This is a genomic window from Streptomyces sp. Inha503, assembly GCF_047215865.1.
GTDB classification, from domain to species: Bacteria; Actinomycetota; Actinomycetes; order Streptomycetales; family Streptomycetaceae; genus Streptomyces; species Streptomyces lycopersici.
On record NZ_CP178360.1, the window covers coordinates 294,815 to 313,250 of the forward strand.

The 18,436-nt window shown below is 70.1% G+C and carries 20 protein-coding genes and 2 pseudogenes; 20 read left to right on the forward strand and 2 right to left on the reverse strand.

Features of this window, described 5'->3' with window-relative positions:
* Positions 1-306: 306 nt before the first annotated feature.
* Entirely contained in the window at positions 307-729 is a 423-nt protein-coding gene (locus ACJX2R_RS01270) for a hypothetical protein (protein WP_413098331.1), read from the reverse strand.
* Between the two features lie 619 nt (positions 730-1,348).
* Here ACJX2R_RS01270 and ACJX2R_RS01275 point away from each other — a divergent pair.
* The 10 genes from ACJX2R_RS01275 (at position 1,349) to ACJX2R_RS01320 (ending at position 10,048) form a co-directional block, all read left to right on the forward strand.
* Positions 1,349-1,591 (forward strand): hypothetical protein, encoded by a 243-nt coding sequence (locus tag ACJX2R_RS01275; RefSeq protein WP_413098332.1) that lies wholly within the window; start codon positions 1,349-1,351, stop codon positions 1,589-1,591.
* Between the two features lie 27 nt (positions 1,592-1,618).
* Positions 1,619-1,786: a hypothetical protein gene (locus ACJX2R_RS01280; protein ID WP_413098333.1), complete on the forward strand. Its 168-nt coding sequence runs from the start codon at positions 1,619-1,621 to the stop codon at positions 1,784-1,786.
* Between the two features lie 20 nt (positions 1,787-1,806).
* Entirely contained in the window at positions 1,807-2,022 is a 216-nt protein-coding gene (locus ACJX2R_RS01285; RefSeq protein ID WP_413098334.1) for a hypothetical protein, read from the forward strand.
* Between the two features lie 184 nt (positions 2,023-2,206).
* Positions 2,207-3,163, forward strand: coding sequence for a LysR family transcriptional regulator (locus ACJX2R_RS01290; RefSeq protein WP_413098335.1), 957 nt, complete (start codon positions 2,207-2,209; stop codon positions 3,161-3,163).
* A gap of 210 nt (positions 3,164-3,373) precedes the next feature.
* Complete coding sequence (locus tag ACJX2R_RS01295) at positions 3,374-4,792, forward strand: MFS transporter (protein WP_262706041.1); 1,419 nt, start codon at positions 3,374-3,376, stop codon at positions 4,790-4,792.
* Between the two features lie 52 nt (positions 4,793-4,844).
* The gene (locus ACJX2R_RS01300; protein WP_413098336.1) at positions 4,845-6,536 is read left to right on the forward strand and encodes a dihydroxy-acid dehydratase; all 1,692 of its coding nucleotides are present in this window, start codon (positions 4,845-4,847) and stop codon (positions 6,534-6,536) included.
* Positions 6,537-6,565: 29 nt separating this feature from the next.
* Positions 6,566-7,855: an FAD-dependent oxidoreductase gene (locus ACJX2R_RS01305; RefSeq protein ID WP_413098337.1), complete on the forward strand. Its 1,290-nt coding sequence runs from the start codon at positions 6,566-6,568 to the stop codon at positions 7,853-7,855.
* A 10-nt stretch (positions 7,856-7,865) separates the two neighbouring features.
* On the forward strand, positions 7,866-9,167 hold the full coding sequence (locus ACJX2R_RS01310; protein ID WP_413098338.1) for an aconitase X: 1,302 nt from the start codon (positions 7,866-7,868) through the stop codon (positions 9,165-9,167).
* Positions 9,164-9,610: an aconitase X swivel domain-containing protein gene (locus tag ACJX2R_RS01315; RefSeq protein WP_413098339.1), complete on the forward strand. Its 447-nt coding sequence runs from the start codon at positions 9,164-9,166 to the stop codon at positions 9,608-9,610. Before ACJX2R_RS01310 ends, ACJX2R_RS01315 begins: the two co-directional genes overlap by 4 nt.
* A 234-nt stretch (positions 9,611-9,844) precedes the next feature.
* Positions 9,845-10,048, forward strand: coding sequence for an SDR family oxidoreductase (locus ACJX2R_RS01320; RefSeq protein WP_413105744.1), 204 nt, complete (start codon positions 9,845-9,847; stop codon positions 10,046-10,048).
* 257 nt (positions 10,049-10,305) lie between these two features.
* Here the strand turns inward: ACJX2R_RS01320 and ACJX2R_RS01325 are convergent, their stop codons facing one another.
* On the reverse strand, positions 10,306-10,746 hold the full coding sequence (locus tag ACJX2R_RS01325; protein WP_413098340.1) for a hypothetical protein: 441 nt from the start codon (positions 10,744-10,746) through the stop codon (positions 10,306-10,308).
* A gap of 698 nt (positions 10,747-11,444) precedes the next feature.
* On the opposite strand from ACJX2R_RS01325, the pseudogene ACJX2R_RS01330 reads away from it, so the two are divergent.
* From ACJX2R_RS01330 to ACJX2R_RS01375, 10 genes and pseudogenes are all read left to right on the forward strand, one after another.
* A pseudogene (locus ACJX2R_RS01330) lies at positions 11,445-11,504 on the forward strand (hypothetical protein); the annotation flags it as partial.
* 130 nt (positions 11,505-11,634) lie between these two features.
* Positions 11,635-12,042: pseudogene (locus ACJX2R_RS01335) on the forward strand (transposase); the annotation flags it as partial.
* A 363-nt stretch (positions 12,043-12,405) separates the two neighbouring features.
* Complete coding sequence (locus ACJX2R_RS01340) at positions 12,406-13,173, forward strand: IclR family transcriptional regulator (protein ID WP_413098341.1); 768 nt, start codon at positions 12,406-12,408, stop codon at positions 13,171-13,173.
* A 100-nt stretch (positions 13,174-13,273) separates the two neighbouring features.
* Entirely contained in the window at positions 13,274-13,723 is a 450-nt protein-coding gene (locus tag ACJX2R_RS01345; RefSeq protein ID WP_413098342.1) for a carboxymuconolactone decarboxylase family protein, read from the forward strand.
* The gene (locus ACJX2R_RS01350; RefSeq protein WP_413098343.1) at positions 13,720-14,688 is read left to right on the forward strand and encodes a VOC family protein; all 969 of its coding nucleotides are present in this window, start codon (positions 13,720-13,722) and stop codon (positions 14,686-14,688) included. The genes ACJX2R_RS01345 and ACJX2R_RS01350 overlap by 4 nt, the downstream gene beginning before the upstream one ends.
* Positions 14,685-15,509: a sugar phosphate isomerase/epimerase family protein gene (locus ACJX2R_RS01355; RefSeq protein WP_413098344.1), complete on the forward strand. Its 825-nt coding sequence runs from the start codon at positions 14,685-14,687 to the stop codon at positions 15,507-15,509. The genes ACJX2R_RS01350 and ACJX2R_RS01355 overlap by 4 nt, the downstream gene beginning before the upstream one ends.
* 75 nt (positions 15,510-15,584) lie before the next feature.
* Entirely contained in the window at positions 15,585-16,931 is a 1,347-nt protein-coding gene (locus ACJX2R_RS01360; protein ID WP_413098345.1) for an MFS transporter, read from the forward strand.
* A gap of 9 nt (positions 16,932-16,940) precedes the next feature.
* Positions 16,941-17,396, forward strand: coding sequence for a type II 3-dehydroquinate dehydratase (gene aroQ, locus ACJX2R_RS01365; protein ID WP_413098346.1), 456 nt, complete (start codon positions 16,941-16,943; stop codon positions 17,394-17,396).
* Positions 17,393-17,539 carry a hypothetical protein gene (locus tag ACJX2R_RS01370; protein ID WP_413098347.1) on the forward strand — a complete coding sequence of 49 codons (147 nt, stop codon included), beginning with the start codon at positions 17,393-17,395 and terminating at the stop codon, positions 17,537-17,539. Before aroQ ends, ACJX2R_RS01370 begins: the two co-directional genes overlap by 4 nt.
* A complete protein-coding gene (locus ACJX2R_RS01375) occupies positions 17,536-18,435 on the forward strand; it encodes a shikimate dehydrogenase (protein ID WP_413098348.1) in 900 nt (299 codons plus the stop codon). Before ACJX2R_RS01370 ends, ACJX2R_RS01375 begins: the two co-directional genes overlap by 4 nt.
* Position 18,436 lies beyond the last annotated feature (1 nt).

The following is an 18,436-nucleotide window of genomic DNA, read 5'->3' on the forward strand; positions in this document are numbered from 1 at the left end:
AGCTACCGCGACGCCACCGGTGTCCCTTGGTCCGCGGCACGATGACGCATGAACACATCGCCGGGTACGGCTTTCAGCGGTGGTCTGTGGGGCCGACACAAACCTGCCCGTCCGACGGATATTCGATATATCGAACGGTAATCGGATTCTCGGACAAGCATGGATGATAGACGGGCGACGAGAGGCGTCAACACCTCCGGCGCCAACGAGCCCCACGAATACCGGCCAAGGCCGTACGAGGACGGGGAAGTCGGAGCGGCACGGGGCTCCCGGCGTGTGGACGGCGGCCGGTTCTCCGCCTGTCGTTCAGCCGCTGGTGCCGCGGTGTGGGCCGGTGCTTTCGCGGACGATGAGAATGGGCTCGTCGCAAGGGTCGGGAGCGGGTGCCGCGAGATCGAGCAACCGGTGCAACAGCCCGAAGCAGATGCGGCCGAGTCCCGCGAAGCCGGACGGCGCATTCCCGGCGACCTGAGCCCCGGCGTGGCGGTCCAGCACGCTCACGGCGACGGTGAAGGAGGCGGTTCGAGCGGCTTCTTCCATGCCGCGCAGTGTCGGGGCTGCCCCGTACAGGCTGGTGTCGCTGGTGAGGATGGTCAGCGAACGGGCGGCCTTGCCCGCGAGTCCGCGGGCCGCGCGGTTGGGCCGGAAGCCGAGCGAGCCGGTGGCGTCCTCGACCCGGTGACGGGTGGTATCGCCGACCCCGCGGAGCGCATGAGACCGGTCACTCACCTGTTCCTGGAAGCATGGCGGTGATCACCCCGCGTGAGCGCCGGGCCTCCGACCGGGCACAACCGGCCCGGAGATATCGGCGCTGTGATGGCTCTTGACACTTCGGATTCCGTCGCCACAATCATGCGGTGGTGTGACCGTTCGCACAAGGGTCAGGCGGCGCAGGACACGAAGTCCTGAGGCGCCTGGGGTCGCCGCACCCCGACGCCCGCTGTTGGACGGTTCCACGGTCGCCAGGGCCAGCGCCGTGAACGCCATCGTGATCAGCGGGTTCCGGGGCAGCGGCTGCTCAGCCCCGGAGCCGAGTGCCAGACCGCGTCGGAACGCACTGCCCTCCGGCGTCCTTGCGCCACGTCCGACTGACAGACGCGTGTTCTTCCTGGAGCAGGAGACTCCATGCCCACCACGCCTGCCACCGTGGGCTCGCGAACTCCCGTGTGGCTCGCGGTCGCTGTCGTAGCCTCTCCCGCCGCGGCGACCGGTCCGGCGGCGACGCCGGCTTCGGCCGCCACGAGCGGCGGCACTCTCGCCCGGACCCGAGCACCGCCCGAACGGCTCACCCGTCCCGGTTGGCGACGCGCTGATCGTCGCGCCCACGGTGATGGCCGCCGGATCGAAGATGACCATCGACTTGGCGGACATCTACGACGGCTTCCCCTACCAGCTGGGGAGGCTGGGCGGACTGGCTCTCGCGAGTGGACAAGGTGATCGCCGCGGTCAAGGCGCGGCCGGACGTCACCAACGTCAACGCCTGGGAACCCTGGAGTGGGTCCACCGCACCGGTATCAACGTCCTGGACCGCGGCAACGGCAACCTCCACCACGCCGCGGTGCGCAGCGGCTTCGTCAAGCCCGGCGCATGATCATCGTCGGCTCCGACAGCCACGCCCGTGCACGGCGCGCTCGGCGCCCTCGCCGTGGCGCTCGGCAACGACTCGCACGCCGGCACGGTGCTCCCGTACGGCAAGGCGTGGTTCCGGGTGCCCGAGACCGTGCGGATCGAGCTGACCGGAGTGCCTCGGCCCAACACGACACCCGGGACGTCGCGCCCTGGCTGACCGCGAAGGGCATCGCCTGTGTGGTCGCCGAGTCCTTCGCCCGCACCTTCTACCGCAACTGCTTCGAGGTGGGACTGCCCGCCATCGAGGTGCCCGGCATCAAGGACCTGGTGAACCGGGGCGACGTGCTCCCCGTCGACCTCACGGCCGGCGAGTCGGTCACCACCACGACGGGCGCGCGGGCCACCGGCTCGCCCGCGGACCCGTTCCCGACATGCTGGAGACCGACGGCCTGATCGCGCTCGCGGCGAAGCGCCCGGAGCTGTTCGGCACCGGGTGAGGACGCCGTCGGCCCGCCGTCGACCCGGCACCGCGACGGCGGACCGAAGGCCGGCGGCCGCCGGGACGGCCCCGGCCGGCCGGACGGCCCGGAAAGGAGGATGGAAAGAGCCCGCGTGCCTGCGGCAGAATCCCGAGCCCATGAGCCCACGGCAGTCCCGCCCCACGCACCTCGCGAACCTCGACCTCAACCTTCTGGTGACGCTCCGAGCGCTGCTGCGCGAGCGGAACGTCACCCGGGCCGCCCGGAACCTCGGCGTCACCCAGCCCGCCGTCAGCGCAGCGCTGTCCCGGCTGCGCCGGCACTTCGGGGACGAGCTGCTCGCCCGGGCACACGGCGCCTACGTCCTGACGCCGCTCGCCGCGCAGTTGGCCGGGCAGGTCGAGACGGTGTGCGCGGCCACCGAAAGGCTCTTCGCGACCGGCAGGGCGTTCGACCCCGCGACCACCGAGCGGGAGTTCACCCTGCTGATGGCCGACTACCCGGCGACGGTCCTGGGCCCCCCGCTGTCCCGGCTGTTCGACCACGAGGCGCCCCATGCGGCGCTCCACCTCCAGCTCATCAGGGAGACCCTGGGCAGTGGCGCGGGCGACGCGATCCGGCTCGTCGACGCCATGGTCTCCCCGCCGCTCGGCCACTTCCGCACCCCCGGGGTCGAGTCGGCTCCGCTCTTCCACGACCGGTGGGTCTGCGTCGCGTCCGCCGACAATCCGCTGTGCGAGGCCGAGTCGTTCGGCATCGCGGACCTGGCACGGCTGCCGTGGGTGGTGCCCTACCACCGGGACGAGGGCTACCCGTCGGCCGCTCCGGCGACCCGGCAGCTGACCGCCCTGGGCATCCGGCCACGCATCGCCGTACGTGTGGAGAGCTACCGGGCCGTACCCGACTTCATCACCGGAACGCGGCGGGTGGCGCTCGTTCCGGAGCGGCTCGCCGCACCCATCACGTCCGCGCACGGGCTGCGCACGCTCACCTGCCCGGTACCGCTCGATCCGCTGGAAGAGCATCTCTGGTGGGACGCGAGCCATGACGAGGACCTGGCACACAGCTGGCTGCGCGACCTGATGGCACGGGCCGCGGCCTGCCTCGGAGCATAAACGCCGTTGATGCCGCCCAGTCGAACGCTCTATTGACCTGGCCATTCCCTCCGGTGAAGCGGGCTGCCTACGGTGCGGGACACGCGATGAGAGCCGCGTCGCGGCACAGCCCCCTTCCCCAGGAGCCCTCATGCCCCATGCCCTGACAGAGCTGCGGTCGTCGTCACCGGCGTCCCCATCATGGCCGACTTCAACGGCGAGGAGACGGCCATGAGCGCCACCCGACCCGTCGTGGAAGTAGCCCCGATCGTCGAGCGCCAGCGTGCGAGCCGCTACTGGCTGCTGATGTACGCCGTCTGCTGTCTGATCACCTTTCTCGACGGCTTCGACTTCCAGATCCTGTCGTTCGCCGCCACCTACATCCGCAAGGACTTCGGGTTCACCGGGACCCAGCTCGGCACCCTGGCCACGGTCGGTCTCTTCGGCACCATGATCGGCGCGCTGATCATGGGTTATCTGGCGGACCGGATCGGACGCCGTCCCACCATCGTCGCGTCGGTCGCCGGTTTCGGCCTCTTCATGCTCGGTTTCGCCTATGCGGACACCTACGCCCACCTGTTTGCCCTGCGGTTCGTGTCCGGGCTCTTCCTCGGCGGGGTACTCCCACTGACCTGGGCCCTGGCGGCCGAGTACGCGCCGAAGCGGTTCCGGGTGACCGCCGTGTCCATCATCATGGTCGGCTACACGCTCGGCGGCGCCGCCGGTGGTCCCGTCTCCAACTGGCTGATCCCCGAGTACGGCTGGCGATCGGTGTTCGTCGTCGGCGGTGTCTGCTCTCTGCTCACCGTCCTCGCGGTGCTGCCGCTGGTGCCCGAGTCGGTGAAGTTCCTGGTGCTGAAGGCCCGCCCCGGCAGCGATGAGCGCGTTTCCCGCATCCTGCGCCGCCTCCAGCCGGGCCTGTCCATCGAGCCCGGGACCCGCTTCACCACCGAGGCCCAGGAGCAGGCGCACTCGGGGAAGCGGTTCACCCCCACCCAGCTCTTCCGTGGCCACCTCGCCGCCATCACACCCCTGCTGTGGCTGGTCTACCTCCTCTCCTCGGCACTGATCTACTTCCTGGTCTTCTGGACCCCGATGATCAACGAACAGATGGGGTTCAGCGTGAGCGCGGCCGCCACCATCGCCGCCCTGGCGAGCGTCGCGGGCGCCGTGGCGCAGCTGTTCATCAGCCGGTTCGTGGACCGCAAGGGGGCGGGCATCATCCTGTGGATGCCGCTCGCGGCCGTCGTCTGCATGCTGACACTGGGCACGGGAGTTCTCGGCCCGGCCGTCTACGTCGCCTTCGTCATCGGCGCCAAGATGTTCGTCAACGGCGGTCATGGCGGTATCACCAGCATCGCCGGCACCTTCTATCCGACGGGCATCCGCGCCAACGGCGCCGCCTGGGCCTCCTCGGTCGCCAAGGTCGGCGCCATGGTCGGCCCCTGGCTCGGCGGCGTCATCCTCGACGCCGGTCTCGGGGCACATGGCGCGTTCACCGTGTTCGCGGCCTGCCCGGCCGTGATGGTGCTGGTGCTGTTCGTGCTCGGCCGGGTCCAGCGCCGGCTGCCGGCCGACGCGGAGGGAGCGCTGTCCGTGGAGGCCCCCACGACCGGCGTGGCGCCGGTGAAGACGGCGGCCCCGTCCTGACCGACGCCTCCGCCACAGAAGCAACCACGAAGAACGAGGAAGGAGTCAAGGGATGTCCACCGAGCCGCGCAGCAATCATCCGGTCGGGTCGTCTCGCTGGGCGACGACGCGTACACAGTGGAAGGCGCTGGGCTACGACGACGAGGAGATCCGCCGGCCGAAGATCGTCATCGTCAACTCCTCTTCCGGGCTCGCGCCATGCTTCGCCCATCTCGACAAGGTCGCGGAGGCCGTCCGCCGGTCGGTGTACGACGCCGGCGGGCTGGCCTTCGAGATCCGCACCGTCGCGCCGACCGACTTCATCATGGCCGCCGGCCGGGGTGGCGGCTATGTGCTCTCGGGCCGCGACCTGGTGTCCTACGACATCGAGGCGGTTGTCGAGGGCGCGCGGCTCGACGGGATGATCTGCCTCGCGTCGTGCGACAAGACGACGCCCGGCCAGCTGATGGCGGCCGCGCGGACCGACGTCCCCACCGTGGTCGTCGCCTGCGGCTATCAGAGCTGCGGTGTCCTCGACGACGGCCGCCGCGTCGACATCGAGGAGGTCTTCGCCGATGCCGGCAAGCTCGCCGCGGGCGCCATCAGCTTCGACGATCTCTGCCGGATGTCCGACCGCGCCATCACCGGCCCCGGCGTCTGCCAGGGGATGGGCACCGCCAACACCATGCACATCGTCGCCGAGGCGCTCGGCATGGCGCTGCCCGGCTCGGCCCCCACCCAGGCCAACAGCGAGACGATGTGGGCGGCCGCGCGCGCCGCGGGCCCGGTCGTCATGGCGGCCGTCGAGGCAGACCGGCGCCCCAGCACGGTGATGACGCCCGCCGCGTTCCGCAACGCGGTGACGGCGGTCATCGCGGTCAGCGGCTCGATCAACGCGGTCAAGCATCTGGAGGCGATCGCCGCGGAGTCGCCGTACGACATCGACGTCCACCGGCTCTTCGAGGAGATCGGGCGGGAGGTCGGGCCGATAGCCGCGGTCCAGCCCAACGGGCCCACGACCATCGACGAGTTCGACGCCGCGGGCGGGGCCCGGGGCGTGCTCCGGCAACTCGGCGACAGGATCGACGGCTCGGCCATGACGGTCTCGGGCACATCGATGGCCGAGGTCGTCGCCGGCGCCCCCGTCGACGCGGAGGTGATCCGCGCCGAGCCGATGCGCCCCGAGTCCACCATCGCCGTGATGCGCGGCAATCTCTGCCCCGACACCGGAATCGTGAAGCTGTCGGTCACGGAGCACCGGGCCCGCGCCTTCCGCGGTACGGCGCGCGTCTTCGAGTCCGCGCCCAAGGCCACCGAGGCGATCGAGCGCGGCGAGGTGCTGCCGGGCGAGGTCCTTGTGCTGCGGGGTCTTGGCGTCACCGGCACCCCAGGAATGGGCATGGCCTCCGGCGTGGTCTTCGCGCTGGCCGGCGCCGGCCTGAGCGAGCAGGTGGCGATCGTGACCGACGGACAGCTCTCTGGCCTCGTCAACAAGGGCATCGTCGTCGGCGAGATCTCCCCTGAGGGAAGCGTGCCGGGCCCGCTGGGGACCGTCCGCACTGGTGACGAGATCGCGATCGACGTCCCGAACCGGACTGTCGACCTCCTGGTCGACGACGAGGAGATGGACCGCCGGATCGAGGCGTACGCCGAAACACGCGCGCCGCGGACCTGGCCGGCGCGGCCCGGCTCCTGGCTCGGTGTGTACGCCGGGGCCGTGGAGCCGCTCGACCGGGGCGCCACGCTGCGCCGGGCCGCCAACTGACCAACCATCCTCTGGGAGAAGACCACACCATGCCCCACCCCCTGTCCGATCTCGTCGTCCACACGGTCACCAAGCCGGCCGACGCTCCAGCCGAATGGCTCGACGCCGACATCCTCGTCGTCGGCGCCGGCATCGCCGGGCTCTCGGCGGCCATCCAAGCGCGCCGTCTCGGCCGCGATGTCGTCCTCGTCGACGCGCTCCCGGTCCTCGGTGGCCAGTGCGTCAATTCGATGATCGGGCTCTTCTGCGGGATCTACGGCAACGCGCCCGACTACCGCCAGCTCACCTACGGGATCTTCGGCGAACTCTTCGAGGCGCTGGAGAAGACCGACGACCTCCACTACAACCGCACCCACACCCAGACGGTGACCTACGACGAAGTCGCCCTGGGCCGCTGGTTCGAGAACATCGTCGAGGAGCTCGGCATCCGGGTGGTCCTCGGCGCCTCCGTCAGCGGCGTCGGGATCGAGGGCGGCGTCATCGAACGCGTCGACTTCGCCACTCGCTTCGGCCCGGTGAGCGTCACCGCCCGCGGTGTCGTCGACGCGACCGGCGACGCGGCCCTCGCCTGGGAGGCGGGGCTGCCCTGTCGGGTCCCCGACCGTACCGTCTGGGGCTCCCAGCAGATCCGGCTGGAAGGACTCGACGAGTCCGGCAAGCCGGAGCCCGCCGAGCTGGTGGCCCGGGTCGATGAAAGGGCCACCGAGTACGGCCTGGTCCGCCGTGACGGGCTCGCGTTCTTCTTCCCGGGCCGCGACACGGCGGTGATGAACATGACCCACGTCGAGGCTCCCTTGGGCGCAGTTGATGCCGCCGACGCACAGCTACGGGGCCGCGCGCAGGCGGACCGGGTCGTGGAGTTCCTCCGGCGGGAGTTCCCGGCGGCGTTCCGGAACGCCCGGGTCCGGGCCTATGGATTCCCGGGGCGCCGACAGACCCGCTGGCTCGCCGCCGCCCACCAGCTGACCCTCGACGAGGTGCGGCAGGAGACGAAGTTCGAGGACGCCGTCGCCCGGACGGCCTGGCCGGTCGAGCTGCACGATCGGGTCGAGGGCTACGTATGGGAGACCTTCGGCCCCGACCACGTCCACTACGTCCCGCTGCGCAGCATGCTCTCGCCGCGGGCGCGCAACCTCGTGGCCGCGGGCCGCTGTGTCGACGGGGACGCCGCCGCGCTCTCGAGCGTCCGGGTAATGGGCCCCTGCTCGGCGATGGGCCTCGCCGCCACGCACACCCTCGATCTGACCCTGGGCGAAGACGTCCACCAGGTCGATCTGACGGCGCTGCGCGACCGCGTCCGCGAGAACGTCGAGGGCTGAGGAGGAAACGATGGTCGCTCTGACGGACGAAGAGAAGGCCATGCGCGACGGCCGTGACGGCGATGCCGTCGCGGCGGCGATGGACCTGCTCATCAGATACGCCGACGCACTCGGTGCCGAGCACCTGTGCGAGACCCGCAATGTGGCGGGGACCAACACCCAGCCCTCACCCGCCAAGACGAAGCTGTTCGAGGAGGGCGGCTGGTCGAAGGCGTTCGCGGTCATCAGCCTCGACTGCGACGACGACATCGAGGTGCCGCGGATGAAGGTGCCGACCTGCCAGCTCCAGCACGGCTTCGGCGACGACGCGCTGGGGATCATGCCGTACTCCGAGCGCAACATCGAGCTCCAGGCCGACGCCGAGTCGTTCTACAGCTCCAAGGGCGTCAACGTCCTGGCCACATGCACCCCGTACCAGGTGGGCAATCTGCCGACCTACGGCGAGCACATCGCCTGGATGGAGTCCTCGGCGGTGGTCTACGCCAACTCGGTCCTCGGCGCGCGCACCAACTGCGAAGGGGGCGCCTCGACCGGGTCGGCGAGCATCACGGGCCGGATCCCCTGCTGGGGCAACCACCTGGTGGAAAACCGCTACGGAACCCATCTGATCGAGTCCGGGCTGCGGATGACCGGCTTTCAGGACTGGGGCATGTTCGGCTACTTCGTCGGCGACGCGGTTCAGGAAGCGCGCCCGGTCATGGTCGGCGACCTCGGTCAACCCGACCTGGCGGACCTGAAGCACTTCGGGGCGGCCGCCGCCTCCTCGGGCGGCGTCGAGATGTACCACATCCCGGGACGCACCCCCGATGCGCCGACGCTGGAGGCGGCCTTCGGCGGCGCCGCCCCGCCCGGGCCGCTGCACTACGGCGAGGCGGAGCGCCGCGCGATCTACGACTCGCTCAACTCCATCGGGAACAGCGAAGATGTCGACTTCGTGCTGATTGGCTGCCCGCACGCCTCGCTCGAGCAGATCGGCCGGGTCGCGCGGGCGCTCGAAGACCGCACGCTGTCGGCCGGGACCGAACTGTGGGTCATGACGCCGCGCGCGCTGCGTGCCGTCTCGGACCGCAACGGGTGGACGGCCACCATCGAGCGCGCCGGGGGCCGGGTCCTGACCGACTCCTGCCCGGCCATGTCGCGGGCCGCGCCCACGGGCGCCAAGGTGTTCGCCACGGACTCGGCCAAGCAGGCGCACTACCTTCCGGCGATCCTCGGCATCGAAGCCTGGTTCGGCACCACCGAGGAGTGCGTCGATGCCGCCGTGACCGGTCGCTGGCGTGGCTCGCTGGCCCCCGCGGCGGTGGTCCGATGACCAGCGCCGCGGGTGCCCGGCTCGTGCTCCGCGGCCGCGGCATCGTCCCGGGGCGCGTGGCGGGCCGGGCCCTGGTCTCCCACGAGACCATCTCCGGCTGGGGCGGGATCGAGCCGGCCACCGGCACCATCATCGAGCGCAGACACGAGCTCTACGGTGTCTGCTTCACCGGCAAGGTGCTGGTCTTCCCGGGAGCCAAGGGTTCCTCGGGCTGGTCCGGCTTCTTCCAGTCGACCCGCCTGATGGGCACCGCTCCGCTGGCGATGGTCTTCACAAACCTGACCACGAAGGCCGCCCTCGGCGCGATCGTGACCCGCGTCCCCACGGTGACCGAGTTCGAGGACGACCCGGTCGCCAAGATCGCGACCGGCGACCGGGTCGAGGTCGACGCCGACAACGGACTGGTGATCGTGTACGGACCGCGGCCAGGTCATCCGCGATGACGAGCCCGCGCTCCACGGCCGTCATCGAAGCGGCCCGCTCCGGCCGGTACAGCTTCCCGTCGGGCATGAGGAGACAGAAGACCCAGGAGGTGACACCACCGGTATTCCCCCATACTGGCGCCTCACGCAAAATCAGGGCGCTCGTGGTCGGCGGCGACCTGCTGCACCAGGAGCCCCGTCGAGATACGGCAGCCGATCGCCCGCGAGGGCCGCACGGCTCTCGCTCCCGGTCCCCTGGACGTCACCGACGAGGCATCGGTGCGCTCCTGCGCGGCGGAGGCCGTGGACGCCTTCGGCGGCATCGACATCTTCCACGCCAACGCCGGCGCGGTCCGCTTCGGAGGCATCGACGGCCAGCCGAACCAGGACTTAGCCTTCACCCTGCGCGCCGAACTCGACTCGGTGTGGCCGACCGTCCAGGCGGCTGGCCACACCTGATCGCCAGTCGCGGCAGTGTGCTCACCATCAGCTCGACCGCCGGCCTGACCGGTTCGCTGACCAATCGGCGCACCGTGCACTCGGCGGCCAAGGGCGTCGGAGGCCGGGCGGGAGCCCAGCGAGTGGCCTCTACACCGCGGCCCGGCCGTGGGCCTGAAGCGGCCGGCATGGCCCCTTGGCCGGATCCCGGCACCATACGTACTGGTGCTCCGGTTCTACGGTCGTGCCGAAGTCGTACAGGGTCGGCTGCCCTTCGGTCAGCCACCAGTCCCAGGCAGGTTCCAGTCGTCGGCCAGACGCCGTGGCCCGCCCTGACAGGCGACGGTCTCCCCGTCGGGGAGTGTGGCGAGCGTGGCCCAGAAGGCAAGGCCGTCGTGGATCGACACGTTCACGCCGTCGTCGTCCATGCCCGTGCTGATCTGCACGTCGGGGAGATGGACTCGCACGGCGATCAGCAGGTACGCGTCGTCCTTCAGCGGGTGCAGGTCCCGTGGGAAGGGCCGTTCGTCTTTGGCGGGGCCGGTGCCGCGCACGCGCGGCCAGCTGCTCGCGGGCGGTGTGCCGCGGGCGGGCATGAACGTCGCCAGCCGCCGCATCCGCCCCACTGCCGAGCGGTGGTCTTCGGCAACGGTCAGCGCGACCTGCAACCAGCCTCCCCACGGGGTGACGATCCTCCCGCCCAGCCGCGTCTTCTCCACCCACCCCAGGGCACCTGTCCGACGGCGTAGGTGGAGATCACCCGGTCATACGGCGTGCCGGGCGGCCAGCCGCCGAGGCCGTCGGCGGCCAGGACCGCCGCGTCGGCGTCGGCCGCGTCAAGACGTTCCTTGGCCTGCCGGGGCCAGTTCGTCCTCCGCCCAGCCGGAATGGCAACGCAATACGAGCAGGTCGTGCTCCATCTCGGTGCCCGGCAAGTGTGCCGACAGGCGGACCTTCTCCAAATCGAGGTCCCGGTAGGCGTGGGTGAGAGAGGGGACGAGCACGGACAGCGCCCGGACCTGTCCCAGACCGGCTACGGGTCGCTGGTAGCGGCGTGTCGATGTAGGAGGTGTCCAGAACGATGGAGAGTTCGCCCGCGTTCAGGTAGCGCCACGTGCGACGTGCGGGCAGCCGCTTGACCACGGACCAGCGCACCAGGGTGCCGATCCCGGTGAGCACGGCGGCCACCACTGCACTGAGAATCTGCGAGCCCACAGCCCCCGCAATAACATCCATGGCGATCTCCCCTCCGCCCGCCCAGACCTAGCGTTCGCCGGTCGCCTAGGTCGCCCCTATTGGATCATGGGCCGTGCATCGACATGAACTCACCGACCAGGAGTGGGAATTACTCACTCCGCTGATACCCCGGGCTGGAACCGGCCGCCCCCGGGTAGACGACAGGTGAATCCTCAACGGCATGGTGTTCAAAATCCGTACCGGGATCACCTGGCGGGATCTGCCCGAACGCTACGGTCCTTGGAAGACGGTCTACACACGCTTCCGGCGGTACGCCCTACGAGGCGTGTTCACCCGCGTCCTACAGCAGCTCCGGACCCGGGCGGATCCGGTCGGGGAACTTCGACTGGCTGGTACAGATCGACTCCACCATTGTCCGCGGTCACCAGCACGCCGCCGCCACGGGCCGAACAGCCACTCAGCCACAGCACGAAGAACGGGACCATCACGCCCTCGGTCGGTCTCGCGGAGGACTGACCACGAAAATCCATCCAGCCTGCGACGGCCGCGGCCGCCCCCTGGCCGTGCTGCTCAGCCCCGGTCAGCGCAATGACAGCCCCTGCGCTCGCCCTTTGCTGGAACGCATCCGCGTACCGCGAACCGGACACGGCCGCCCACGCCGCCGCCCGGATCACCTGATCGCGGACAGGGCTTACAGCTCCCGCGGCTTCAGGGTCTACCTGCGCCGACGCGGGATCGCCCATACCATCCCCGAACGCTCCGATCAGAAAGGCCATCGTCGGCGCCGTGGCAACGTCGGCGGTCGCCCGCCGGGCTTCGACCAAGAGATCTACCGTCGCCGCAATACCGTCGAGCGGCGCTTCAACCTGCTCAAAGACGGAGGGCTCTTCGCGGGCGTCGCTGGATGCGGTCTTCGAGGGCCATTCGAGGCACTTCTTGCCGGGGAAGACCGGGTCCCGCGTACCGCTGCGGGAATCCGTCATGCTTGTGCCGGCCGCATCCCTGACCATCCCGGTCTTCAGCGAGACTCTGGACACCAGCATCACCGCAGCAGTCCAATGGACCCGCCGGCTGCTCGCACCTGGAAACCCCACCGATGGCGAGAGCTGCGGGTGACGCGGGACTGTCCAGTGAACGGCGTTTCTGGAGATGTCCGGGTTCGAGCAGTGAACGGAGGGACCATGGCCGAGATTCCGGGGCGCTCAGTAACGAGCAAGGTCGTCGCGCTTTTCGACGCCTTCGGCCCCGACTCCCCTGAGCTCACCCTCAACGAGCTCAGCGCCCGCACCGGGCTGCCCTTGTCGACGGCGCACCGGCTGGCCACCGAGCTCGTCGCGTGGGGCGGACTGGAGCGCTGTGACGGTGCCGGCTACCGGGTCGGGCTACGCATGTGGGAGCTCGGATCGCTCGCCCCTCGCGGCGAGTCGCTGCGCGACGTCGCCCTCTCGGTCATGCAGGACCTGTTCGAGGGGACCAAGGAGAACGTTCATCTCGCCGTCTGTCAGGACGGTCAGGCGCTTTACATAGAGAAGATCTCCGGGGCCGGTGCGCTGCTGGTGAAGTCGCGCCGCGGCGGGCGCCTGCCGCTGCACGCCACCGGGGTCGGCAAGGTGCTGCTGGCTCATGCGCCCAAAGAGGTGCAGGCCAAGGTTCTGGCGGCGCCACTGGCGCGCTTCACCCGGCACACCATCGTCGAAGCCGGCCGGCTCGTCCGGGTCCTCGACGACGTACGCGGCACGGGCGTCGCCTTCGCCTACGAGGAGCTCACACTGGGGTCACTGTCGGTCGCCGCGCCCATTCGAGACGCCTCGGGAGCGGTTGTCGCGGCACTGGATGTCGTCCTGCACACCACTGGTGGACGCCCGGAACGGCTGGCGCCCGCCGTACGCACAGCCGCCATCTCCATTTCCCGCGCGCTACGTGACCAGCAGATTCGCTCCCATCCCTGACTTTTCCGCTCTGCACTCCCGTTCAACGGGAACGCAGGCTTTCGCCACACCTGCCGCAGCCACGACTGTGACCTTTGCCACCGGAACGGGAAGGTCACCCATGACTGGCAGTACACGGGACGCCGAGGGCGCGGTCCCCACCACGGAGCAGCAGCACGAGATCGACCACTACCTGCGGACTTACCGCGAGATGGCGGGCTTCGTGCCACCGCGTATCCAGGCCCGTTTCGACAGCCTGGGCCGGACGAACCCCGAGCTGCTGCTCGCGCAGGAGAAGGTCCGCAACCTCGTCACCTACACCGATGTGCTGGATCAGAAGACCGTCCAGCTGATCCTGTTCGCAGTGCTGGCGGTGCAGCTGCGGGACGCGGCGAAGATCCACGGACATGCGGCCCGGCGGGCCGGGGCGAGCTGGGAAGAGCTGCAAGCTGCGATCAACCTCGCCTACCTCTTCGGTGGGGTCTCGATCGCCAATCACGCGCCGTCCATCCTGGAGGGCGTCGCCGAGCTGGAAGCCAAGGCCATCGCTGAGGAAGGCACGGTGCGATGAGCAGCCGCCCGGAGCCGATCTACGACATCGCCCAGCTCGGCCACGCCGAGCTGCTCACGCCCCGGCTCGAGGAGTCCGTCACGTTCTTCACCGAGGTCTACGGGCTGACCCTCGTCGGCGAGGACCCCGGTCGGGCGCACCTGCGTGCCTGGAACGACGACGTCCTGACCTCACTCACTCTGACGGGCGCCCCTGAGGCCGGTCTGGGCCACGTGGCGTGGCGGGCGACCAGCCCGCAGGCCCTCGAGCGACGGGTCGCCGCGCTGGAGAAGCACGGCGTCGAGGGCACCTGGCATGACGGCGACTTCGGCCACGGCAAGGCCTACCGCTACACCGGCGTCGGCGGGCATATCCAGGAGGTGTACTTCGAGACCGAGAAGTACGTGCCGCCGCCCGGCGAGGCGCCGGCCCTTCCGAACCAGCCGCAGCGCTTCGCCCCCATGGGCGCCGCTGCCGCGCGCATCGACCACATCAACCTGCTGGTGCCGGACGTCGCCGAGGCGAGCCGCTTCCAGCAGGAGGTTCTCGGGTTCAAGCTGCGTGAGCGGCTCGTCCCCGCCTGGGGCGACGAGGTCGGCGCTTGGCTGTCGGTCATGACGAAGGCCCACGACCTCGCGTTCACGAAAGAACCCGCCCCCACCACCGGACGGCTGCACCACCTGGCCTACGCCGTGCCCGAGACCTCGGATGTGATCCGCGCCGCCGACGTCTTCCTCGAGAACGACGTGTTCATCGAGTTCGGTCCCGCCAAGCACTCGCGCACTCAAGGTTTCTTCCTCTACGTGTACGAGCCCGGCGGCAACCGCGTCGAGGTGTTCACCGGCGGGATCCACATCTTCGCGCCGGACTTCGAGACCGTCACTTGGGACACCGAGTCGAAAGGCCGCGGCACCGCGTGGGGCCTGGGCGTGCCGGAGTCGTTCCACACCCACGCGACCCCGCCGTTCGGAGGGGCGCCCGCGTGACCGGGCTGACCGCGAGCTACGTGACGCTGCACGGGGCCGGGTTCACCGATCCCGCGCGCACTCCTTTCGCCGCGCGGGCCGCCGCTGCCGCGAGGGCGGGATTCACCGGGATCGGTGTGCAGTTCGCCGACCTCGCGGCGCACGGCGGGGTCGGTGCCGTGCGCACCGTGGCCGCCGATACCGGGCTCGCCGTCACCGAGGCCGAGTTCCTTGGCGGGTGGGCGCTCGCCGAGTCGGTTGCGGCGCCGTCGGATGCCGAGGTCACGCTCGCTGAGGCTGCGCGCGCCTGGGGGCCACTCCGGGTCACCTCCGGCGAGTTCGCCGCCGGACCGGCCGATCCCGGACGCGCGGCCGACCGCCTCGCCGAGCTGGCTGCCCGGTTGGCCCCCCTGGGCGTCACCCTGGCGGTGGAGGCATTCGCCTGGGGCGCCCTGTGCGACTATCCCGCGGCACTCGACGTGGTCCGGCGCAGCGGGGCGCCGAACGCGGGCGTGATGATCGACATCTGGCACTGGTTCGCCACCGGTGCCGACGCCGCCATGCTCCACGACATCGACGCCCGGGAAGTCGTCGGCGTCCAGCTCAACGACGGTCCCCGGGTCCGCCCGGACGACCCGGACATGCTGCACAAGGCACGTTCGACCCGGTTACTGCCGGGCAGTGGTGAGCTCCCCGTCCGCGCGCTGGTCGCGGAGCTCCGCAACCTCGGCTACACCGGCCCCTGGTCAGTCGAGGTCAACGATCCGTGGTTCCGCGCCCTGCCGGTCGACGAGGCCGCCCGGCAGGCCTTCGCTTCGGCCACCGCCGTTCTCAACGGCTGATCCGCGGATCTCCCGGTCGCCCCGGCGTGAATCTGTCACAAAATCCAGCTCGAACCTGACACAAGGAAGTGTCTCGTGTCCCATACGAAGACAACGGGCCAAACGCCCGGGAAGGCCGCGCTCGCGTCTTTCCTGGGCAGCATGGTCGAGTACTACGACTTCTTCATTTACGGATCGGCGTCGGCGCTGGTCTTCAGCCATGTGTTCTTCCCCGACGCCGGCGCGGCCACCGGCACGCTGGCCGCGCTGGCGACCTTCGCGGTCGCCTACATCGCCCGGCCGATCGGCTCGTTCTTCCTCGGCCACTTCGGCGACCGGATCGGCCGCAAGCGGGTCCTGATCTTCACGCTGGCCACCATGGGCGGTTCGACCTTCCTGATCGGCTGTCTTCCCAGCTACTCCGTCATCGGCGTCTGGGCACCGATCCTGCTGGTGCTGTGCCGCGTGGCACAGGGGTTCTCTGCCGCGGGCGAGCAGAGCGGCGCGAGCTCGATGACCCTCGAGCATTCTCCCGAGGGCAGGCGCGGCTACTTCACCAGCTTCACTCTCTCCGGGACCCAGGCCGGGCTGGTCGTGGCGACACTGGCCTTCATCCCGGTCGCGGCCCTGCCGACCGAGGCGCTCTATTCCTGGGGCTGGCGGGTGCCGTTCTGGGCCAGCGCGCTGGTGGTGATCGTCGCGATGACCGTGCGTCGGACGCTGGAGGAGCCGCCCGCCTTCGAGGAGATGAAGGAGGGCCAAGAGGTCGTCAGGTTCCCGCTGATGGTGTTCATTCGCCACTACTGGGGCTCGTTCCTTCGGATCGTCGTCTGCCACCTCTACGCCACGATCTCCACCACCGTGACCGTGTTCGGCCTGGGGTACGCGGTGGAGCAGTGGAACATCTCGCGCTCTTCGATGCTGTGGACGATCGTGATCTCCAACATCGGCCAGGTCGTCACGATCCCGTTGTGGGCCAAGCTGTCGGACAAGGTCGGCCGCCGCCCGGTGTTCGCCGTGGGCGCCCTGGGCTGCGCCGCGTCGGTGTTCGTCTACTTCTGGGCCATCACGACCTCGAACTGGTCACTCGTCGTGCTCGCCTCAGTCCTGCTGGGCTCGGTGTGCTACGCGGCGCCGAACGGCGTCTGGCCGTCGCTGTACGCGGAGATGTTCGATGCCCGGGTCCGTTACACCGGTTTGGCGGTCTCGACCCAGTTCGCAAACGTGCCCCAGGGCTTCCTGCCCACCATCGCCGCGCTCATGATCGGCACAGGGGCGTTCGGCTGGGTTCCGCTCGCGATTCTGCTCGCCGTGCTCTGCGTGCTTGCCGCGGCGGCGGCCTTCGCAGGCCGCGAGACCGCCCACGTGCCGTTGAAACAGCTGGGACGCACCCCGCGGACGACCGCAGCGGCCCCCGCGGCCCGTGTGACCACCACCTTGTGAGGAGCCTCCATGCGGCACGGCCGCCTGCTGATCCTGAACGGCCCGAACCTGAACCTGCTCGGGACCCGTGAGCCCGCCCTCTACGGTTCCGACACCCTCGCCGACGTCGAACGAATCACCGCGCAACGCGCAGCGGCGCTCGGATACAAAGCCGACTTCTTGCAAAGCAATTGGGAGGGCGCGCTCGTCGACCGGCTCCACGAGGCGCGCGGGAGCGCGGACGGCGTCGTGATCAACCCGGGTGCGTTCACCCACACGTCCGTGGCGTTGCGTGACGCGCTGCTCGCCTCCGAACTGCTCATCGCCGAGGTACACATCACCAACGTGCACAAGCGCGAGGAGTTCCGGCACCACTCCTACGTCTCCGACATCGCCGAGGCGATCTTCGTCGGAGCCGGGATCCAGGGCTACGTCTACGGGGTCGAGGCGCTGGACCGTGCCCTCGTACGGAAGGACGCCCCATGAGCGCGCTGCGGACCGGCATCATCGGAACCGGGATCGCCGTCAACCACGCCGCCGCGCTTCAGGCGATCCCCGGTGTCGACCTGATGAGCGTCGACGACATCGAGCCCGTGCTCGCCTCGGCCGACCCCAAGGGGGAATCGTGACGACTCTGCTGACGGGCCTGATCGGAAGCGGGATCGGGTTCTCGCTGTCCCCCGCGATGCACGAGCGGGAGGCTACAGTGCTCGGCCTTGAGCTGCGCTACGACCTGTGGGACCTCCACGCCCTGGGGGCCTCTCCGGGCGATGTCGGCGACCTGCTGCTGCGAGCCAGGGATGCCGGCTACCGGGGTCTCAACATCACCCATCCCTGCAAACAGCTGGTCCTCGCGCACCTGGACACCCTGTCCCCTGATGCGGCAGCGATCGGCGCGGTGAACACCGTGGTCATCGGTGAGGACGGCTTCGCGGGCCACAACACCGACTGGACCGGCTTCCGGCGCGGCCTCGTCGACGGGCTCGCGGGCGCCCCGCTGGACCGGGTCGTCCTCGTCGGCGCGGGCGGGGCGGGCGCCGCGGCAGCCTACGCGCTGCTCGACCTGGGTACTGAGCGACTCGACGTCGTCGACGCCGACCCGGACCGGGCGGCTCGCCTCGCCGCCGACCTCGACCCGTACCGGGTCCGCGGTGGCAGACTCACCGAGCTCCCGGCGCTGCTCGCGAACGCGCACGGGGTCGTGCACGCAACCCCGGTCGGGATGGCTGGTCACCCCGGCCAGGCAGTGCCCGGCAACTGCCTGCGGCCCGACCTCTGGGTCGCCGAGATCGTGTTCCGGCCGCTCCACACCGCTCTGCTCGCGGCCGCCGCCGAGGCGGGCGCGGTCTTCCTCGACGGCGGCCGGATGAACGCCCACCAGGCCGCCGATGCCTTCCGGCTGTTCACCGGCTTGGAGCCGGATCCCTCGCGGATGTACGCCCACCTGCGCGAACTCGTCGCCCCTGAAGTTTCCCGCGCTCCGCTGAGCGGGGCGCTCTCTCCCCACCCGACCGAGAGGATGTGAC

Bases quoted from the DNA above. Each gene is read 5' to 3' on its own strand.
- ACJX2R_RS01275 (WP_413098332.1), top strand. From the start codon at position 1,349: ATGACCATCGACTTGGCGGACATCTACGACGGCTTCCCCTACCAGCTG.
- ACJX2R_RS01290 (WP_413098335.1), top strand. From the start codon at position 2,207: ATGAGCCCACGGCAGTCCCGCCCCACGCACCTCGCGAACCTCGACCTC.
- ACJX2R_RS01295 (WP_262706041.1), top strand. From the start codon at position 3,374: ATGAGCGCCACCCGACCCGTCGTGGAAGTAGCCCCGATCGTCGAGCGC.
- ACJX2R_RS01300 (WP_413098336.1), top strand. From the start codon at position 4,845: ATGTCCACCGAGCCGCGCAGCAATCATCCGGTCGGGTCGTCTCGCTGG.
- ACJX2R_RS01305 (WP_413098337.1), top strand. From the start codon at position 6,566: ATGCCCCACCCCCTGTCCGATCTCGTCGTCCACACGGTCACCAAGCCG.
- ACJX2R_RS01310 (WP_413098338.1), top strand. From the start codon at position 7,866: ATGGTCGCTCTGACGGACGAAGAGAAGGCCATGCGCGACGGCCGTGAC.
- ACJX2R_RS01315 (WP_413098339.1), top strand. From the start codon at position 9,164: ATGACCAGCGCCGCGGGTGCCCGGCTCGTGCTCCGCGGCCGCGGCATC.
- ACJX2R_RS01340 (WP_413098341.1), top strand. From the start codon at position 12,406: ATGGCCGAGATTCCGGGGCGCTCAGTAACGAGCAAGGTCGTCGCGCTT.
- ACJX2R_RS01345 (WP_413098342.1), top strand. From the start codon at position 13,274: ATGACTGGCAGTACACGGGACGCCGAGGGCGCGGTCCCCACCACGGAG.
- ACJX2R_RS01350 (WP_413098343.1), top strand. From the start codon at position 13,720: ATGAGCAGCCGCCCGGAGCCGATCTACGACATCGCCCAGCTCGGCCAC.
- aroQ (WP_413098346.1), top strand. From the start codon at position 16,941: ATGCGGCACGGCCGCCTGCTGATCCTGAACGGCCCGAACCTGAACCTG.
- ACJX2R_RS01370 (WP_413098347.1), top strand. From the start codon at position 17,393: ATGAGCGCGCTGCGGACCGGCATCATCGGAACCGGGATCGCCGTCAAC.